The 17,434-nt window shown below is 63.9% G+C and carries 17 protein-coding genes and 1 tRNA gene; 8 read left to right on the forward strand and 10 right to left on the reverse strand.

The features are described 5' to 3' along the window. The 5 genes from ACH196_RS11165 to ACH196_RS11185 form a co-directional block, all read left to right on the forward strand. A partial coding sequence (locus ACH196_RS11165) for a hypothetical protein (RefSeq protein WP_396646969.1) occupies window positions 1-794 on the forward strand: 794 nt, incomplete at its 5' end. A gap of 287 nt (window positions 795-1,081) precedes the next feature. Then, window positions 1,082-2,569, forward strand: coding sequence for a sensor histidine kinase (locus ACH196_RS11170; protein WP_396646970.1), 1,488 nt, complete (start codon window positions 1,082-1,084; stop codon window positions 2,567-2,569). A 213-nt stretch (window positions 2,570-2,782) separates the two neighbouring features. Then, window positions 2,783-2,859: transfer RNA gene (locus ACH196_RS11175), tRNA-Arg, on the forward strand. 135 nt (window positions 2,860-2,994) lie between these two features. Next, window positions 2,995-3,744 carry a hypothetical protein gene (locus tag ACH196_RS11180; protein ID WP_396646971.1) on the forward strand — a complete coding sequence of 250 codons (750 nt, stop codon included), beginning with the start codon at window positions 2,995-2,997 and terminating at the stop codon, window positions 3,742-3,744. A gap of 85 nt (window positions 3,745-3,829) precedes the next feature. Then, window positions 3,830-4,249 (forward strand): cupin domain-containing protein, encoded by a 420-nt coding sequence (locus tag ACH196_RS11185; RefSeq protein WP_396646972.1) that lies wholly within the window; start codon window positions 3,830-3,832, stop codon window positions 4,247-4,249. 118 nt (window positions 4,250-4,367) lie between these two features. Here the strand turns inward: ACH196_RS11185 and ACH196_RS11190 are convergent, their stop codons facing one another. From ACH196_RS11190 to ACH196_RS11220, 7 genes are all read right to left on the reverse strand, one after another. Next, a complete protein-coding gene (locus tag ACH196_RS11190) occupies window positions 4,368-5,351 on the reverse strand; it encodes an ABC transporter ATP-binding protein (protein ID WP_396646973.1) in 984 nt (327 codons plus the stop codon). Beyond that, the gene (locus ACH196_RS11195; protein ID WP_396646974.1) at window positions 5,348-6,355 is read right to left on the reverse strand and encodes an ABC transporter ATP-binding protein; all 1,008 of its coding nucleotides are present in this window, start codon (window positions 6,353-6,355) and stop codon (window positions 5,348-5,350) included. Before ACH196_RS11195 ends, ACH196_RS11190 begins: the two co-directional genes overlap by 4 nt. Before the next feature lie 2 nt (window positions 6,356-6,357). Beyond that, the gene (locus ACH196_RS11200) at window positions 6,358-7,275 is read right to left on the reverse strand and encodes a dihydrodipicolinate synthase family protein (RefSeq protein WP_396646975.1); all 918 of its coding nucleotides are present in this window, start codon (window positions 7,273-7,275) and stop codon (window positions 6,358-6,360) included. Window positions 7,276-7,286: 11 nt separating this feature from the next. Next, window positions 7,287-8,180: an ABC transporter permease gene (locus ACH196_RS11205; protein WP_396646976.1), complete on the reverse strand. Its 894-nt coding sequence runs from the start codon at window positions 8,178-8,180 to the stop codon at window positions 7,287-7,289. After that, the gene (locus tag ACH196_RS11210) at window positions 8,177-9,136 is read right to left on the reverse strand and encodes an ABC transporter permease (protein WP_396646977.1); all 960 of its coding nucleotides are present in this window, start codon (window positions 9,134-9,136) and stop codon (window positions 8,177-8,179) included. The genes ACH196_RS11205 and ACH196_RS11210 overlap by 4 nt, the downstream gene beginning before the upstream one ends. An 87-nt stretch (window positions 9,137-9,223) precedes the next feature. Further along, entirely contained in the window at window positions 9,224-10,798 is a 1,575-nt protein-coding gene (locus tag ACH196_RS11215) for an ABC transporter substrate-binding protein (RefSeq protein ID WP_396646978.1), read from the reverse strand. Window positions 10,799-10,819: 21 nt separating this feature from the next. Then, a complete protein-coding gene (locus ACH196_RS11220; RefSeq protein ID WP_396646979.1) occupies window positions 10,820-11,533 on the reverse strand; it encodes a FadR/GntR family transcriptional regulator in 714 nt (237 codons plus the stop codon). A gap of 115 nt (window positions 11,534-11,648) precedes the next feature. Between ACH196_RS11220 and ACH196_RS11225 the strand changes: the two genes are divergently transcribed. From ACH196_RS11225 to ACH196_RS11235, 3 genes are read left to right on the forward strand one after another with little or no spacing between them, the layout of a single operon-like run. Then, the gene (locus tag ACH196_RS11225) at window positions 11,649-12,620 is read left to right on the forward strand and encodes a Gfo/Idh/MocA family protein (protein ID WP_396646980.1); all 972 of its coding nucleotides are present in this window, start codon (window positions 11,649-11,651) and stop codon (window positions 12,618-12,620) included. Further along, window positions 12,617-13,612: a Gfo/Idh/MocA family protein gene (locus ACH196_RS11230; protein WP_396646981.1), complete on the forward strand. Its 996-nt coding sequence runs from the start codon at window positions 12,617-12,619 to the stop codon at window positions 13,610-13,612. The genes ACH196_RS11225 and ACH196_RS11230 overlap by 4 nt, the downstream gene beginning before the upstream one ends. Before the next feature lie 54 nt (window positions 13,613-13,666). After that, a complete protein-coding gene (locus tag ACH196_RS11235) occupies window positions 13,667-14,605 on the forward strand; it encodes a dihydrodipicolinate synthase family protein (RefSeq protein ID WP_396646982.1) in 939 nt (312 codons plus the stop codon). A 96-nt stretch (window positions 14,606-14,701) separates the two neighbouring features. Here ACH196_RS11235 and ACH196_RS11240 read toward each other — a convergent pair whose 3' ends face one another. The 3 genes from ACH196_RS11240 to ACH196_RS11250 all read right to left on the reverse strand — a co-directional run bounded on the left by ACH196_RS11240 (window position 14,702) and on the right by ACH196_RS11250 (window position 17,377). Continuing rightward, on the reverse strand, window positions 14,702-15,454 hold the full coding sequence (locus tag ACH196_RS11240; RefSeq protein ID WP_396647087.1) for an amino acid ABC transporter ATP-binding protein: 753 nt from the start codon (window positions 15,452-15,454) through the stop codon (window positions 14,702-14,704). Between the two features lie 50 nt (window positions 15,455-15,504). Continuing rightward, window positions 15,505-16,452: an amino acid ABC transporter permease gene (locus ACH196_RS11245; protein ID WP_396646983.1), complete on the reverse strand. Its 948-nt coding sequence runs from the start codon at window positions 16,450-16,452 to the stop codon at window positions 15,505-15,507. A gap of 64 nt (window positions 16,453-16,516) precedes the next feature. Beyond that, window positions 16,517-17,377 (reverse strand): ABC transporter substrate-binding protein, encoded by an 861-nt coding sequence (locus tag ACH196_RS11250; RefSeq protein WP_396646984.1) that lies wholly within the window; start codon window positions 17,375-17,377, stop codon window positions 16,517-16,519. Between the last annotated feature and the right edge of the window lie 57 nt (window positions 17,378-17,434).

Here is a 17,434-nt window from a genome sequence, read left to right on the forward strand (position 1 = left end):
GAAAGACGGGGAGAAAAAAGCCGTCTCCGGCGCTTTGCCTGCCGCGCCATCTCTACCGTGCCATTCTGCTGCTGCTGCGCCCCGCCGAATCCGCCGCGCGGCGGCTGATCATCGCGGCGGCGCAAGGCATCGTGGTGACGCTGCCGCCGCTGCGTCCGCGAAAGCTCAAGTCAAAAATTTCCGACACGGTGGCCGCCATGCGCCGCCTCGGCCTTGCCGTCAACCTGTCGAGAGAAGATTTTGCCCGCTTTGAGGCCGAGCGGAAGGCCGCCGAACGGCGCGCCGCCAGGCCGCGTGGACAAAACCTTTCGCTGCTCGATCCTCTCAAATACCCGTTCCGCATCCGCCGCCGATATGTTCCCGCGCATGCCGTGCCGCGCATCCGGTCGCTCGACGACGATGCGCCATACGTCCCGCCGCCGCCATCGCCGCCGTCGCAGAACGACCCGATCAATGCGGCAAAACTGACGCTCAGGCTGGATGCGCTGGGTCAGGCACTCGACGACCTTCCGGGACAGGCACAGTGTTTCGCCCGCTGGAAGGCGCGCAACGACGCAGGCCTTGCACGGGACAAAGCGGCCCGCGACGCGGCGGCAGCGCAGGGCAAGCCGGGCCCGGTGCGGTTCCGGCGTTTTTCGCCGCTGCGGCGTGGGCGTCCGCCCGGCGGAAGATTGCCGCGTTTCGATCCGGATGTTCCGAAACGCAAGAACATCCGCGAGGTCGACGAGATTCTGGCGCACGCCAATGCCATGGCGTACTACGCGCTGGAGCCGCCGCGGCGCGATACGTCATGACGCGTGCCGCCTCGAACCTGAAAAGCCGAAAATCGATGGCCGGCGCGGATTTTTTGCGCCTCGGCAGCGACGGAGGCTGCATGCGGGAACGATTTCTTCCCGCAAAAGGCAAAACCTCCTGCCCATCGGGACTGCTTCCATAGGCCAATTTGGCAAACGCGATACGATCACCTATCTTCATCATGCTGCCCGAATGGTGCCGGCGCGCCGCATTCATTGCTTTGCGGACGCCGCCCTCCAGTCCGGAGGACATTGTGCGGCCGCCCAGAAGGAACCGGAACGGCCGCATGAGCGACCGGCAGATTGGGGAAGTCAAAGACACAGCGGATCCGGCGAGGACGGTCTCGCTGGCGCGCGGGCTTTCGGCGAAGCTTCTGGTGCTGACCGCCTGTTTCGTGCTCATCGCCGAAGTGCTGATCTTCGTGCCATCGGTCGCCAATTTCCGGCTGGGCTGGCTGGAGGAGAGGCTCGGCACCGCGGCCGCGCTCTCCGTTATATTGGTCGAGGAAGACGCCAACAGCCTGTCGCGCCAGGTGCAGGACGACGTGCTGATGGCCATCGGCGCCAAGGCCATCGCCGTGCGCGACGACGGCATGTCGCGCCTGCTGGTGGTCACCGAGGTGCCGCCGGAAGTCGACGAGCACATCGACCTCGGCAACACCAGCCTTTTCGAGGCGATGACCGGCGCGGTCGACACGCTGGTCTATGGCGGCAATCGCGTATTGCGCGTCTTCGGCGAGGTCGGCGACAGCAACAAGGAATTCGAGCTGATCATCCCCGACAGCCGGCTGCGCATGGCGATGCTCACCTATTCGCGCAACGTCGCGCTGTTTTCGCTGCTGATCGCGCTGGTCACCGCCACGCTGGTCTTCTACACGATCGACCGCATCATGATCCGGCCGGTCCGGGCGATGACGCGCTCCATGCTCGATTTCTCGCGCCAGCCCGACGATCCCGGCCGCATCATCCGGCCGGAGGATCGCGGCGACGAGATCGGCGTCGCCGAGCGCGAACTGGCCGAGATGCAGACAAGGCTGCAGAAGACGCTGGGCGAGCAGAAACACCTGGCCGACCTCGGCCTCGCCGTCTCAAAAATCAACCACGACATGCGCAACATCCTGGCTTCCGCGCAACTGATGTCGGACAGGCTGGGCACGGTGAAGGATCCGACCGTGCAGGTGCTGGCGCCGCGCCTGCTGCGTGCGCTTGACCGCGCCGTCTCCTATTCGGAGGGCGTGCTCGCCTATGGCCGCACACAGGAGCCGCCGCCGGCGCGCCGGCGGCTGCGGCTCAGGCAAGTCGTCGACGAAGTCCACAATCTGCTCGGCATCGAACCGGAGAGCGGCATCGAATTCGTCAACGGCGTCGATGCCGCCTTCGAGGTGGACGCCGACGCCGAGCAGCTCTTTCGCATCCTGACCAATCTCTGCCGCAACGCGGTGCAGGCGATGACGGCCGAGACCGAGGCGGCCGCCGTCAACCGGCTGAGCGTCACCGCCGAGCGGCAGGGCAGCGTCAGCCGCATCCTGGTGACCGACACCGGTCCCGGCCTGCCGAAGAAGGCGCGCGAAAACCTGTTCGCGGCGTTCCGCGGCGCGGCGCGCAGCGGCGGCACCGGGCTGGGTCTCGCCATCGCCCATGAACTGGTGCGCGCCCATGGCGGCTCGCTGGAACTCGTCGAGAGCATGGGCGGCCGCACCGTGTTTTCGGTGACCATCCCCGACCAGCCGGTAAAACTCGACGAAGCCCGCGGCGGCCTGCGCCGGCACGGCTGACGCAGCCGGCAGGACTGGCGCATCCACTTTGCCGCCACGGGAACGATGCCCATCTCGTCCATCTCACAACGCAAATGCGATAGCCTCCCTCCACAGGTGCCGGCAAAAGTTTCCCGGAGCGGCTTGCTTTTCCGAAAGCCAGCGATTAGGGAACTCCTCGCTTGCGGTCGGCCTGTCGGTCGGCCCTTGCAGGTCGTGTCTCGCGGCCGTCGCGCGCCCGTAGCTCAGCTGGATAGAGCACCAGACTACGAATCTGGGGGTCAGGAGTTCGAATCTCTTCGGGCGCGCCAATAATTTCAACGAGTTAAGTGCCATGCACACGCCGATGAAACCACTAGGGGCACGCCGGGGCACAACTTCCTTACGCTTTAGACTTTCGCTACAGCGATCAGGAATGGCGGCAAATCACCGACGCATTCGGTGAAATGTCGGCGGATTCCCGGTCCGACCTGGAGGAGATCGTTCGCGAATACCTGACGGCACCGACAGTCGTGGAACTGCGAGAAGATTGGAAATCAGCATCCGAGACCTGGCGCCGGCTCAATTCGAAAGCTGCCGAGTTGTTGCGTGAAATTGTGGAAGCTGGGCTGAACCTACCAGAGGTGTCCTTCAAGGAAATTGGGCGCGATCATAGCATCCTCATCGGCGAACTTGATCATCTTATGCGATGGACTGAGGACTGGGCGAACTTAGCAGATCAGTTCACCCCTCCGGGTTCACCCGGTTCCATCCACTTCGGGAAGGGCATCACCTCGGCAGCGCCGAGTTCGACCCAACGACCGGTCCTCGTGGTATCGGACATCGAGACGGCGCGCGCCGAACTCGTCGGCCGGGGTGCGGATGTGAGCGAAGTGTTCCACCGTTCCGGTCCGGGGCAGCCCGCAGTTAGCGGCCGCGATCCGGAAGGGCGCAGCTACGTCTCGTTCGCCGCCTTCAGCGATCCTGACGGCAACAGTTGGCTGCTCCAGGAGATCACCGCCCGATTCCCTGGGCGGGTCGACCCCAATACGACGAGCTTCGTCCCGGTACCGGATCTGGCTGCCGCGCTCCGCCGCGCCGCCGCCGCGCATGGCGAACATAAAAAGCACGATGGCGGCCGGCACGATGTCAACTGGCCGGACTGGTACGCCGAATACATGGTGGCCGAGCACACCGGCAGGGAACTGCCTCTCTAGACCCATGCAGAATAGGGCAGCGGTGTGCCGCCGCCCTATTTCTTCAGGGCCTTCAGCAACCAAACAAATCAATCAGGAGATTGCAATGCCAGCACGGCTGAACGGGTTTTTGATTATTCCGGCGATGCTGACGACGATATTGATCGTCGGAAGCGACGCAGCGTTGAGCGCGGCACTAGCCCAGGACGGGATCAAGCGAACCGATCTCCAGCGGCATGAGTTAAGCATTGCCGGGCGTGAGGTCGTTCAGGTGCGCGTTGATATCGCGCCAGGTGTTTTAGCGCCGAAGCACTCCCATCCCGGTGAAGAAATTGTCTACGTCCTCGAAGGTTCGCTTGAATACGAGATCGAAGGCCAGCAGCCGATAACACTCAAACCCGGTGAGGTCCTCTTCATTCCAGCCGGAGCGATTCATTCGGCGAAGAATGTCGGCACTGGGAACGCTGCCGAACTCGCAACCTACATTGTCGAAAAAGGCAAGCCGCTGGTCGTCCCGGCAAACTGACGGCCGGGTGCTTGTTCGCGCAAGTTCGTACAATCGTCTGCACCACAAGCCCAATGCTTGAACCACAACCTGTTTCGTACGCATCCAAGGTCGCCTATTTCCCCCTGTCATTCCGGCTTCAAGGGCTTAATGCCGGAATGTCGTCGCGGATGCATGCCTTGAGGTGGCCTGCATCGGTCTCCAGCAACTCCGGCACGACCCTGGCGCAGGCTTCGATCGCATGGGGGCAGCGAGTGCGGAAGACACAGCCCGAGGGCGGGTTGGCGGGGCTCGGAATATCGCCCTTCAAGATCTGGCGGCGCGGCCGTTTCGTCGCGTCCGGCGAAGGAATGGCCGACAGCAGCGCCCGCGTATAGGGATGCTGCGGCCGGGCGTAGAGGCTCGCCGCCGGTGCGATCTCCATGATGCGCCCGAGATAGAGCACGATGACCGTGTCGCAGATGTACTCGACCACCGCGAGATCGTGCGAGATGAACAGCATCGTCAGGCCGAGCCGCACCTGCAGGTCCCGCAGAAGATTGATCACCTGGGCCTGGATCGACACGTCGAGCGCCGAGACCGGCTCGTCGGCGACGATGAATTCCGGCTCGAGTGTCAAGGCGCGGGCAATGCCGATGCGCTGCCGCTGGCCACCCGAAAACTCATGCGCGTAGCGGTCGTAGGCATCGGCCGGCAACTCGACCGCGGCCAGCGCCTTTTCGGCACGCGCACGCCGCTCGGCGCGGTTGCCGATGCCCTGTATGTCGAGCCCTTCGGTGAGGATCTGCCCGATCGTCATGCGCGGCGAGAGGCTGGCGAAGGGGTCCTGGAAAATATACTGCATGGTGCGGCGCTGGCGGCGCAGTTCGCCGGCGCCGAGCTTGACGATATCCTTGCCGTCGAAGCGTATCTCGCCCGAGGTCGGTTCGATCAGCCGCAGCACCGAGCGGCCGATGGTCGTCTTGCCCGAGCCGGATTCGCCGACCAGCCCCACTACCTGGCCGCGCGGGATGTCGAACGAAATATCCTGCAGCGCCTTGACCACCGGCCCGCGCGAAAACGCCGTCGGGGCGAAATGTTTGGTCAGTTTTCGGACCGAAAGATAGGGAGCCGGCGCGGTCATAGCTCCTCCCAGCGAATGCAACGGCTGGACTGCATCGGGCTAGATTGGAACAACGGCGGCACGGCAGCGCGGCAGGCGTCGATGGCCATGGGGCAACGCGGCGCGAACGAGCAGCCCTTGGGCAGCATCGCCAGCGACGGAACGTTGCCGGCGATTGTCGGCAGCGGCGTGCCGGCCTGTTTCAGCACGGTCGCCTGGCCGAGCCGCGGCACGGAGCGCATCAGCCCGACGGTATAGGGATGGCGCGGGCGGGCGAAGACCTCGCTCACCGGGCCGGTCTCGACGATGCGCCCCGCATACATCACGGCAACTCGGTCGGCGATCTCGGCGACCACGCCGAGATTGTGGGTGACGAAGAGGATGCCCATGCCGCGTTCCGCCTGGAGATCGGCGAGCAGGTCGAGGATCTGCGCCTGGATCGTCACGTCGAGCGCGGTGGTCGGCTCGTCGGCGATCAGCAAGGTGGGGTTGCAGGACAGGGCCATCGCGATGGTGGCACGCTGGCGCATGCCGCCGGAGAGCTCATGCGGATACTGTTTCGCGCGGCGCGCGGGATCCGGAATGCCCACCTGCGCCAGGAGCCGCACCGCCTCGGCCGCCGCCTCGCGAAGCGATTTGCCGAGATGGATGCGGATCGGCTCGGCGATCTGTTCTCCGATCGTGTAAACCGGGTTCAGGCTGGTCATCGGCTCCTGAAAGACCATGCCGATGTCGTTGCCGCGCACGCGGCGCAGCGACTCGGTGTCGAGCCCGGTCAGTTCGGTGACCGACCCGTCGCGGCGCCTGATCGAGATGCGCCCCTCCGCGATATGGCCGATCTTTTTTGGCAGGAGCCCTATGATCGACAGGCTGGTAACCGACTTGCCCGATCCGGATTCGCCGACCAGCGCCACGGTTTCACCGGAGCCGATCGTGAGGTCGATATCCTGCACGGCCGCGATGTCGCGGCCCGCGATGCGGAACACGGTTCGCAAGCCTGATATCTGGAGGATCGGCGCTTGCATCGTCAGCGGAGCAGACCGACGTCGCGGAGGATTGCGTCCACCCTCGCCGCCTCTTCGGCGTTCAGGTCGCGCTGCGGCCGCGCCATCCGGTTGGTGGCAATGATGCCGAGGCTGCGCATCGCGGTCTTGAAGGCGCCGACACCGGCCGAGCCGGCGCTGGTGCGGCCAAGCGAGATCCACACGATCTCGAACAGCCTCAGCAGGCGCTCCTGTTCGACGCGGGCCTCGGCATAGTTGCCGGCCTGCATCAGGTTCCACATCCTGACGTAGCCGTGCGGGTCGACATTGGCGATGCCCGGCACGACGCCATGCGCACCCATGGCAAGCGCCGTATCGACCATGATCTCAGAGCCGGTCATACCGAAGAAGCTGGTGTCGCCGGCCATGTCCATCAGTACGTAGCGCAGATTGCCGTCGTCGCCGCTGGAATCCTTCAGGCCGGCGATTGTCCCCTCTTTCGCCAGCGTCACCGTCGTCTTGCGCTCCAGCTTCACGTGCACGCAGACCGGGATGTCATAGGCGATAATCGGGATGTCGATCGCATCCTTGATGTAGCGGAAATGATCGGCGATCTCCGGCTGGCTGGTGCGCGCGTAGAAGGGCGCGGTGACCACGATCGCGTCGGCGCCGGCCGTCTTGGCGATCTTCGAATGGTTGATGACGCGGTCGGTCGTCGGGTCGATGACGCCGACGAAGACCGGCACGCGCCCATTGTTCACTTTCACCGCGTGCTCGACGATCGCCTTGCGCGCTTCCGCCTCGTGAAACACCACCTCGCTGGTCGATCCAAGCACGAACAGTCCGTGGACGCCGCCATCGAGCAGGTTCTCCAGCGTTCGCGTGAACGACGGGAAGTCGATGCTGTAATCGGCATTGAGGGGAGTGACGACGGGTGGCACGACGCCGGTAAAAAGGGGCATTCTTGGAACCTTCAGTTGAGATCGGATCGAGGATCGAAAGCATCACGCAGGCCGTCGCCGATGAAGTTGATGGCGAGAACGGTGAGAACGAGGGCGGCGCCGGGAAACATCCACTGCCAGGGATATTGTTCGAGGACGATGGTGGAGCGCGCCAGGTTGAGCATGTTGCCCCAGCTCGCCTCCGGCGGCGCGATGCCGAGCCCGAGAAAGGAGAGGCCGGCTTCCAGCAGGATCGCGTTGGCGATCTGCAAGGTCGCGTAGACGACCAATATGTCGATGCAGTTGGGCAGGCCGTGGCGAAACAGGAGGTGCGGCAGCCCCGCCCCCATGCCGCGCGCGGCCACGACGAAGTCGCGCTCGCGCAGTTCGAGCAGCCGGGCCCGCACCATGCGCGACAGGACAGGCCAGGAGAGCAGCGAGATGACGAGGATCGTCGGCGCGATGCCGGTGCCGGCGATCGAGGCAAGCACCAGGAGAAAGATGACCGGCGGCAGCGTCATGGCGAGATCGACGAAACGCATCGCGGTTGCATCGACGACCCGTCCGCCGAAGCTCGCGATCGCGCCGACGAGGAAGCCTATGACCAGGGAGATCGCCACCGAGCACACCGCGACCAGCAGCGAAATTCGTCCGCCTTGCATCAGCCGGGCGAAGACATCGCGGCCGACGCCGTCGCTGCCTAGCCAATGCGCAGCCGACGGTCCCTTGTTCATGGCTTTCAGGTCGATCGCATTCGGCGCGTAGGGCCACCACCAGTGATACGTCATGACCGCGAGCAGCACGGGCACGAGGATGAACAGGCCGGCGCGTGCGGCACGGTTCTCGATGAAGCGGTCGAGCGCGCGGCGCAGCGGTCCTTTGGTGCGCCGTATGGCTGGCGGTTCGATCGCGGCGGCCGTCATCATCCCACCTGGATGCGCGGATCGACGAAGGCGTAGGCGACGTCGGTGAGGATGTTGACCAGGATGACGCAGGCGCCGATGACCAGCGTCGCGCCCATGATCACCGGATAGTCGCGCGTGCCGACCGCATTGACCAGCAGCAGCCCCATGCCCGGCCAGTTGAAGACGCTTTCGAGGAAAATCGCGCCGCCGACGGCGATGCCCACTGTCGATCCGATCAGCGTGATGACCGGCAGCAGTGCATTGCGGGTGGCATGCTTGATAATCACCCAGAACTCGCGCACGCCCTTGGCGCGTGCGGTCCGCACATAGTCCTGGCTCAGCACTTCGAGCAGCGAGGCGCGCATATAGCGCATGATCAGCGCCGCGTGGCCGATCGACAGCAGGCAGGCCGGCAGGATCAGATGGGCGAGCACGTCGCCGACCGAGAATGGCGCGCCTGCCGTCTGCATGCCCCCGGATGGCGCCCAGCGCAGCAGCACTGAGAAGAAATAGAGGCCGAGCAGCGCCGTCAGGAAGGCGGGGCTCGATATGCCGACAAAGGACAGCACCGACATTAGAATGTCGGGCCACGCGTTGCGGCGCACCGCACTGTAGATGCCGGCGGCGACCCCGACGACAATGGCGATCGCCAGGCCCGTGCCCATCAGCAGCACGGTCGGCCAGATACGGTCCATGACGAGCGGCAGCACCAGCACGCCACTGCGCTGGATCGAGTAGCCGAAATCGCCCGAGAGGGCCGCGCGCAGCCAGCCGAAATACTGGAGCGGCAGCGGCTGGTCGAGGCCGAGCCGCTCCCGCAGCGTCTCGAGGTCCGATGCCGACATCGGCGACGAGGGGTTGATGTAGGCATCGATCGGGTCGCCGGGCGCAAGGCGCAGCAGGATGAAGATGAGGACGCTCAGCGCGACCAGCATCAGCAATCCAGTGGCGCAGCGTCGGGCGATGAAGCTCAGCATCGGCTTTCCGGAAATGGATGAAGTGGGACCGGCGTTGAAGAGATGCCCGTCCCACAGGCGGGACGGGAGAGACCCGCCTGCTCCAGCTTACCGGATATCCCAGGTCTCGGGATGGGCCGCGAAAGGACCGCCGGCGGGCGCGGGCGTCCACACGAAGTCCTTGAGCTTGTTGGAGGCGACACCGTAGCGGTTGGCCACCCAGAGCGTTGCCCAGGGAAGCTCCTTGTTCATGACCTTGCAGACGTCCTGCCAGGCGGCATCGAGCTTAGATTTATCGGTCTCGCCAAGCGCCTTGTCGAAGGCGGCGCTCAGATCGTCGAACTCGATGCGCATCGTGTTGAACCCGGCCGGCGGAAGCTGGGACATGTTGAGGCCCGGGTTTAGGCCGGCCGGGTTCGGTCCGTTCTGCAAGCCGGCATAGATCATCGGGAACTCGTTCCAGTTCGGCGTACCTTCCTTGTAGACGATGCCGTTGTAGGTCGGCGTATCGACGACGCGCGGCACGACATTGATGCCGACCTGCGCCAGCATCGCCTGGACGGCGGCCATGACATTGGCCGCCTGCGGCGAGCCGTAATAGGTCAGCCAGGTGATCGGCTTGTCGCCATTGATCTTGTCCCAGCCCGCCTCGGCCAGAAGCGCCTTCGCCTTTTCCGGATCATAGGCATAGGACTCCAGCCCTTCCGGTATGAGTTGCGGCGCGACATAACCGCAATTTGCCGGCTTGGCTGCGCCGCCGTAGAGGCTCTCGATGATCGCATTCCGGTCGATCGCATACATGATCGCCTGGCGAATTTTTATGTCCTTGAAGAGATCGACCTTCTGGTTGAGGCCGATATAGTTGACGACATAGGAGCCGCCCTCGATGACCTTGAAGTTGGCGTCGGTCTTGAACGCCGCCGCATCGTCGGGTTCGACATAGGTGAACTGAATCTCGCCGGCCCTGAGCGCCGCGACGGCCGCGGCCGGGTTCTCGAAATAGCGGTTGATCAGCACGTCGACCTTCGGCTTGCCGCCGCGATAGTCGTCGTCGGCCGCCAGTTCCACATACTGGTCTGTGACATAACGATTGAACTTGTAGGGTCCGGTGCCGACCGGGGTCGTCGACCACCAGGTGCTGTTCGCCAGCGATTCCGGCGCCATGCCTGCAAGCGCATGCTCCGGCAGGATCAATATCTGTGTGATGATCGCCAGGAACGAAGCGTTCGGCTTGGATAGCTTGATCACGACGGTCCGATCGTCGGGGGTTTCGACCGAGGCGATGTCGCCCAGACGGGCGGCAAAGAGGCTGCCCGAGGCCTTGTTCTTCGCCAGTTCGAAGGTGAACTTCACGTCCTTGGATGTGAACGGCTTGCCGTCGTGCCAAGTCTCTTCGGCCAGGTTGAACGTATAGTTAAGCTGGTCGTCGCTGACCTTGTAATCCTTGGCAAGGGCGCCGGTGAGCTGGGTCAGGTCGGCATTCCACAGGATCAGCGGCTCGTAATAGTTGCTGAGCCAGGTGAAGCCGGCGGTCGAAACCAGCGGATTGAAGTTCTTGGGCAGCCCGCCTGGACCGACGTCGAAACCGCCGGCGATTGTCTTTGGCGACTGGGCCTGGACGACCGTTGGCAGGCCGCTGCCGAGCAGCAGCGCGGTGGCGATCGCTATCGTCTTGATGCGCATGGTTTCCTCCCTTGGCATTTTTCAGGTTGTGCGGTTTTTGGCGATGACTTGCTGGATGCCCCTGTAGTGATCGTCGAGCCGGCGCCGCGCCCCGTCGACATCCTTGGCGGCAACCGCCTCGACGATTTCGTGGTGATCGCGCCAGGTGGCGAGCGGCGTCGGATTGTCGAGATTGGTGAAATTCGACGCCTTGTTGAACGCCACCCAGAAGATGTCGATGAGAGCGCTCAGCATGCGGTTGTTCTGGCAGCGGAACAGCATCTGGTGGAACTGCTGGTCCTCTTCCGCAAAGCTCTCGTTGCGCTCGGCGCGCTGGCGCATGCTTTCGGTAAGCCGGCGCAACTCGACGATATCAGCCGCATCGATCATCTCGATCGTCTTGGCGATCAGACCCGTCTCGAGCACACGGCGGATCTCGCGCAGTTCCTCGACATCGCGCAACGAGTCCTGAAGTCCGTAGGCAAGGTTGTCGAGCAGCGGCTTGAACGAGAATTCCTTGACGAAGACGCCGATGCCGCGCCGCGTTTCCAGGATGCCGATCGATTCCAGCGCCTTGATCGCCTCGCGCACCGAGTTGCGGCCAACGCCGAGCTGCTGCGCCAGAAATGTCTCCGGCGGCAACGGATCGCCAGCCTTCAGGCTGTTCGCTGCGATGTAGTTGCGCAGGCTCTCCTGCACGGAGACGTGGAGAAGCGGCGGCCGGCTGAGCGGTTCGATCGACTTCACTACCGTCATTTTCTCTCTGCGCCACGCGAGTGATCTGGATGACAAAGCCACCAAGGAGGTTGATGACTTGTCGTATAGCGACTTGTAGGATATCCTGCAAGGCCATAAGAGGGAATAACCGGGAATGAAAGTCGTTCTGGCCGGCACGAGCCATTGGCATGCCGGCATGCATCTCGATGCGGCGCGCTGGGCGGAAGCCGAAATTGTCAGGGTTTGGGACGAGAACCCGGAGCACGCGCGCGGCTTTGCGGTGCGTAATTCGCTGAACGCACTTGCTACATTCGAACAGGTTCTTTCAATCGCGCCCGATCTCGTCGTGCTGATGGGGCATCCTTCGACGGTGCCGGCATATGCGCACCGCGTGATCGAGGCCCGCATTCCTCTGATGTTGGAAAAGCCTGCCGCGAGCAGTTCGGCAGCCTTGGTGGAGCTGCGCGATCTGGCGCGCCAGCGGAAAGCCTTCGTCGGTGTACCACTGCCCAATCGCTTCGGGCCGGCGGTGACCGCCTTTCAAAGACTTCGGCAAGTGGGCCGCGCCGGCAAAATCGCGCACGCGCATTTTCGCATCGTCAACGGACCGCCGGAACGCTATGCCACCGACGGCGTGGCTTGGGTCGTCGATCCCGCGATCGGCGGTGGCGGCGCCCTGCGCAATCTTGGCATTCACGGCGTCGATGCTGCGCTCAGCCTTGCTAGCGGCAAGCTCAGCCTCGGATATGCATCGATCGGCAACCGCATCCACATTTCGCCGGTCGAGGACTATGCTCTGCTGGTGCTGGAGGATGAAGCCGGCGCGGTCTTCACCATCGAGGCCGGCTATACGTTTGCATCGATGCTGCCGGGTGGCGACTTCGAATGGCGCATCGTCAGCGCCAACGCCACGCTGATCGACCGCGGCGACAAGGCAACGTCAGCGACGCTCGACGACGATACGTTCATCGACCTGCCGGTCGAACTGCCGGCCACGCGCTACCGCCTGTGTATGCGCGACACATTCGAACGGCTGCAGCGCAAAATGCCGCCCACGATTTCCCTGGACGACTATGTCGAAGCCATGTCGCTGATCGACGCCGCATATCGGAAGGCAGCACGATGATTGGAGTAGGCATTATCGGCGCAGGGAATTTCGGTGCGGCGCATGCGCGCGCGATCCGGGAGATCGATGGCCTTCGCCTCGCCGCCGCCTGCCGTGAAGACGCGACCGCCCTCTCCGATTTCACCGCCGAATTAGGCGGCAAGGGCTATACCGACTGGCGCCAACTCCTGGCCGACGACAGGGTCGATGCCGTCGTCATCGCCACGCCGCACGCGATGCATGCCGAAATGGCCATCGGCGCGGCCAGAGCCGGCAAGCACGTTCTGCTTGAAAAGCCGATGGGGCGAACGGCGGCCGAATGCGACGCCATAAACGCCGCCGTCGCGGCTGGCGGCGTCAAACTGATGGTCGCGCATCTCATCCATTTTTCAAAACCATGCATGGCCGCAAGGAAAGTGATCGAGGACGGCACGATTGGCCGGCCGCTGATCGGCTCGAGCTGGATGATAAAACTCTGGATGGAGCACAACCGGCGCGACTGGCACCTGCGCAATGCAACGGGCGGCGGCATGCTGATGACCGCCGGCATCCACGCGCTCGACCGGCTGGTCTGGCTGATGGACGACGAGGTGACTTCGGTGAACGCCATGCTTGGCGCGAAATTCCACGAACAGGAAGCTGACGATACCTCGATGCTGGCGCTGCGCTTCAAACGCGGCGGCATGGGTCAGGTCCAAAGCGTCGGCTACCGCAATGGCGCTGTCGGCTTTGCCATGGACCTCGTCTGCGAACGCGGAACGCTGCGCATCGACATGAATCGCGGAACGATGATTGGCCGAGACGGTACGTGGACCGACCTCCCGGATTCGTTCGAGCCCGACTGGATGCACAATGCGGTAAAACGCGAATGGGCCGCTTTCCGCGATGCCATTGCCGAGGAGACACTCGTACCCGTAACCGGCGCCTATGGGCGCGAGATCATCGCCATCATCGAAGCCGCCTATGCTTCGAACAAGTCCCGCCGGGAGGAGACGATCGCCTATGTCGGCTGACCCCGTCGAATTTGCCGAACCTATACCCTTTCTCTTTCACACCGGACTCGCGCCATGAGCGATCATCTCTCCGCCCTGCCCGCGCATGCGCCGCGCGGCATCTGGGGCGCCGTCATGCTGGCGGTCGGCGCCGATGGCGAGATCGACTGGAGCGCCACGCAAGAAACGATCGCTCGGCTAGGCGCCTCGGGCGTCGACGGACTCTATTCCAACGGCACCGCCTGCGAGTTCCACAGCCAGACCGAGGTCGAGTTCGACCGGTTCAGCGAACTGGTGGCCGAGGTCGCGGGCCGCGCGAAAATCCCCTTCCAGATCGGCATCAGCCAGTCCAACCCACGTGTGGCACGCGAAAGGTTGCGCCGCGTCGCGGGGCTGAAACCTTCGGCCGTGCAGTTTACTCTGCCCGACTGGTGGCCGCCGAGCGACGAAGAGGTGTCGCGTTTCGTTTCAGGGCTGGCGGATGCTGCGCCGGACCTGCCGCTGGTCCTCTACAATCCACCGCATGCCAAGCGGCGGCTGACGCTGCAGGCGATCGCCGCATTGCGGGCGGAGGTGCCGTCGCTTGTCGGCGCCAAACTGCCGGGTGGCGACGCAAGCTGGTATGCCGACATGCGGCGCGAATTGCCCGGCTTTTCTGTCTTCGTGCCCGGCCACACGCTGGCGACCGGCTACACCCAGGGCGCGCATGGCAGCTACTCCAACGTCGCCTGCCTCAGCCCGAGGGGCGCGTTGCGATGGTGGGCTGAGATACGCGCCGGGGAGCAGGCAGCCGTGGAGATGCAGGCACGCATCCAGGCCTTTCTCGCCGACCACGTCCTGCCCTTTCGGGCACACTATGCCGTCAGCGACGCCGCTCTTGACAAGGCGATGGCGGCGGCCGGCGGCTGGGGTGCGATTGGGCCGCGACTTTTGTGGCCTTATTCCTCGGTGCCCGACGAGGACATAACGGCGCTGGCGAAGGTCGCGCGCGCCGCGTTCCCCGACTGGTTCTAGCCTCATCTACGCTTCGGATGGCCGCCAATCAGCACCTCGTCGATCTCGGCTATGTCATGCGGTATTCAAAACATGCCATCATTTCGATTCAGACAGTTAGAGAACCCTGGATAGGAACTCGGCGGTGCGCGGTGATTTCGGACTGGCGATCATCTCGCGCGGATTGCCGCGTTCCACGATCACGCCGCCATCCATGAAGATCAGCTCGTCCCCGATTTCGCGGGCAAAGCCGATCTCATGGGTCACCACCACCATGGTCATGCCGCTCCGCGCCAGGTCGCGCATAACCTGCAGCACCTCGCCGACCAGTTCAGGATCGAGCGCCGAGGTCGGCTCGTCGAACAGCAGAACCTTGGGTTTCATCGCCATGGCGCGGGCGATCGCCACGCGCTGCTGCTGGCCGCCGGACAATTCGCGCGGATAGCGGTCGACCTTGTCGGAAAGCCCGACGCGGGCGAGCAGCACTTCCGCCTCCGCCTTCGCCTGATCGACGGGCACCCGCCGCACCTGAGTTGGCGCCTCGATCACGTTCTCCATCACCGTCATGTGCGAGAACAGGTTGAAGGACTGGAACAGCATGCCGATCTCGGCACGACGCTTGCACAGTTCGTCGTCCTTGACCTCGAAGAGCTTGTCGCCGCGCAGGTCGTAGCCGACAAATTCGCCGTCGACCAGCAGGATGCCGCCGCTGAGTTTCTCCAAATGGTTGATGCAGCGCAGAAACGTGCTCTTGCCCGATCCGGACGGGCCGATGATGCAGGCGACGGTTCCCGCCGACACGTCGATATCGACGCCTTTAAGCACTTCCAACTGCCCGTAGGATTTATGCACGGCCCGCGCGAAAACCATGGAGTTGGCCGGGACGTCGAAGCGCGCCCGGTTCTCGGCCTTGATGTTGGTCATCGCGCAGCTCCCACCGGTCGCGGCCCGAAGGCGTTGCGCAGGATGCGCATGCCCATCGGATCACGGCGCACCTCGCTGCGGCCGAAATGCCGCTCCAGAAAGTGCTGGCCGACCGACATGATGCTGACCACCGCGAGATACCAGAAGGCCACGACGATCAGCAGCGGGATGGTCTCGAAGGTGCGCGCATAGATCGATTGTGCGGAATAGAAAAGATCGTCGACGGCGATGAACGTCACCAGTGAGGTCATCTTCAAGAGGTTGATCGCCTCGTTGCCGGTGGGCGGCACGACGAAACGCATGGCCTGGGGCAGTACGATGCGCTTCAGGATCATGCGGTAGGGCATTCCCAGCGCGCTTGCCGCCTCCGCCTGGCCACTCGGCACCGATTTGATGCCGGCGCGGATGATTTCCGCCATGTAGCCCGCCTCGCACAGCGATAGCGCGACAACGGCCGAGAAGAACGGCGTCATGAAATCGTTGGTGCGAATGGAAAACAGCGTGCCGACGAAAGGCAGCGTCAGCGAGAATTCACGGATGAGCAGCGACAGGTTGAACCAGAAGATGAGCTGGATCAGCGCCGGCACACCGCGGAAGAACCAGACATAGACGCCGGCGAAGGTTCGCAGCACCGGGCTCGGCGACACGCGCATGATCGCAATTACAGTCCCGACCACGATCGCGACGGCCATGATCAGCACGGTCAGGATCAGCGTGTTGCCGAGCCCGCGCAGGATCGGCGGGTGGAGCAGGTAGCTCGCCGCCGTGCCCCAGGCGAAGGCAGGATTGCTGGCGAAGGCTCGGATAATGAAGAAGGCGATGAGCAGGGCGAACACCGTGCCGACCCAGATGCCATAGTGCCGGCGCGGCACGACGACCAGCCGCTCGGCGACCGAAGCGACGGCCGGCTGCGCCCCTGAATGGCTTCGTTCAGCCGTGCTCATCGCTTCTCCGCTCGGTCGTCCGTGGGTAGCGGTGCCGGTACAAGGACCCGGCGCCGTGCCTGTGTCATTCGGCGCGCAGCGCGTCCATGCTGCCGACGAAATAGGGTTCCTTGATCGCGTAGGCGCCCATGCCGTATTTGTCGAGGATCGCCTGGTAGGTGCCGTTCTTGAACAGTTCGGCGAGTGCCGCCACCATCATGTCGGCGGTGCCCTTGTCGTTCTTGGCGATCGCCATTCCGAGCGGCGCGACATCGTAGAGCGTCGGCAGCACGACCAGTTGGCCCTTGCTGGTCACCTCGAAATAGGAGGAGGCGGTGGCGTCATCCATGCGCGCGTCGACCCGATCGGAGAGGACGGCCTGAACAATGTCGGTGGAGGAGTTGAACACCGACTTCTCAATCGCCTTCTGGCCCTTGTCGGTGCATTCCTTGCTGAGCTTGTCGACCAGGAAGTCGGACGCGGTGCCGGCCGAGACGCCGACGCGCTTGCCGCAGAGCGGCATGTCGCCGGTAAAGCTGTCTTTCTTTTCCGGTGAGGTCGAGGCGGCGATGCCGGCCTTGACGAACATCACGAAGTCGACCTGCTGCAGGCGCTCGGGATTGGCCGAAAACGTCTCCCAGGCGATCTTGAAACGGCCGGCGGCCAGCCCGGGTATCATCGACGGGAACGGCGTGCGCTGCACGTCGAGTTCGGCACCGACCAGCTTCGCAACCTCACCGGCGAGCTCGATGATGATGCCCACCTGCTTGCCTTCGGCATCGATGTATTCGAACGGCGCGTAGTCGAGCGTATTGGCGACGGCGAGCTTGCCGCTTTGCTCGACCTCGGGCGATTTCGGCACGTCGGCGGCAAATGCACCAGCGCTCCATACCGTGACCATCGCGGCAAGGCCAAGCCCCGCCAGTTGAAAGAGATCTTTGGTCATTCCCATTCTCCTCTGGAGTTTTTCTTGACGCTCTCGGTTCCGCCTCCGGTCCCACGT

This window comes from Mesorhizobium sp. IMUNJ 23232 (assembly GCF_044326205.1).
Lineage (GTDB): Bacteria > Pseudomonadota > Alphaproteobacteria > Rhizobiales > Rhizobiaceae > Kumtagia.

Coding starts and splice junctions, on each gene's coding strand:
- ACH196_RS11170 (WP_396646970.1), top strand. CDS start 1,082: ATGAGCGACCGGCAGATTGGGGAAGTCAAAGACACAGCGGATCCGGCG.
- ACH196_RS11180 (WP_396646971.1), top strand. CDS start 2,995: ATGTCGGCGGATTCCCGGTCCGACCTGGAGGAGATCGTTCGCGAATAC.
- ACH196_RS11185 (WP_396646972.1), top strand. CDS start 3,830: ATGCCAGCACGGCTGAACGGGTTTTTGATTATTCCGGCGATGCTGACG.
- ACH196_RS11190 (WP_396646973.1), bottom strand. CDS start 5,351: ATGACCGCGCCGGCTCCCTATCTTTCGGTCCGAAAACTGACCAAACAT.
- ACH196_RS11195 (WP_396646974.1), bottom strand. CDS start 6,355: ATGCAAGCGCCGATCCTCCAGATATCAGGCTTGCGAACCGTGTTCCGC.
- ACH196_RS11200 (WP_396646975.1), bottom strand. CDS start 7,275: ATGCCCCTTTTTACCGGCGTCGTGCCACCCGTCGTCACTCCCCTCAAT.
- ACH196_RS11205 (WP_396646976.1), bottom strand. CDS start 8,180: ATGATGACGGCCGCCGCGATCGAACCGCCAGCCATACGGCGCACCAAA.
- ACH196_RS11210 (WP_396646977.1), bottom strand. CDS start 9,136: ATGCTGAGCTTCATCGCCCGACGCTGCGCCACTGGATTGCTGATGCTG.
- ACH196_RS11215 (WP_396646978.1), bottom strand. CDS start 10,798: ATGCGCATCAAGACGATAGCGATCGCCACCGCGCTGCTGCTCGGCAGC.
- ACH196_RS11220 (WP_396646979.1), bottom strand. CDS start 11,533: ATGACGGTAGTGAAGTCGATCGAACCGCTCAGCCGGCCGCCGCTTCTC.
- ACH196_RS11225 (WP_396646980.1), top strand. CDS start 11,649: ATGAAAGTCGTTCTGGCCGGCACGAGCCATTGGCATGCCGGCATGCAT.
- ACH196_RS11230 (WP_396646981.1), top strand. CDS start 12,617: ATGATTGGAGTAGGCATTATCGGCGCAGGGAATTTCGGTGCGGCGCAT.
- ACH196_RS11235 (WP_396646982.1), top strand. CDS start 13,667: ATGAGCGATCATCTCTCCGCCCTGCCCGCGCATGCGCCGCGCGGCATC.
- ACH196_RS11240 (WP_396647087.1), bottom strand. CDS start 15,454: ATGGTTTTCGCGCGGGCCGTGCATAAATCCTACGGGCAGTTGGAAGTG.
- ACH196_RS11245 (WP_396646983.1), bottom strand. CDS start 16,452: ATGAGCACGGCTGAACGAAGCCATTCAGGGGCGCAGCCGGCCGTCGCT.
- ACH196_RS11250 (WP_396646984.1), bottom strand. CDS start 17,377: ATGACCAAAGATCTCTTTCAACTGGCGGGGCTTGGCCTTGCCGCGATG.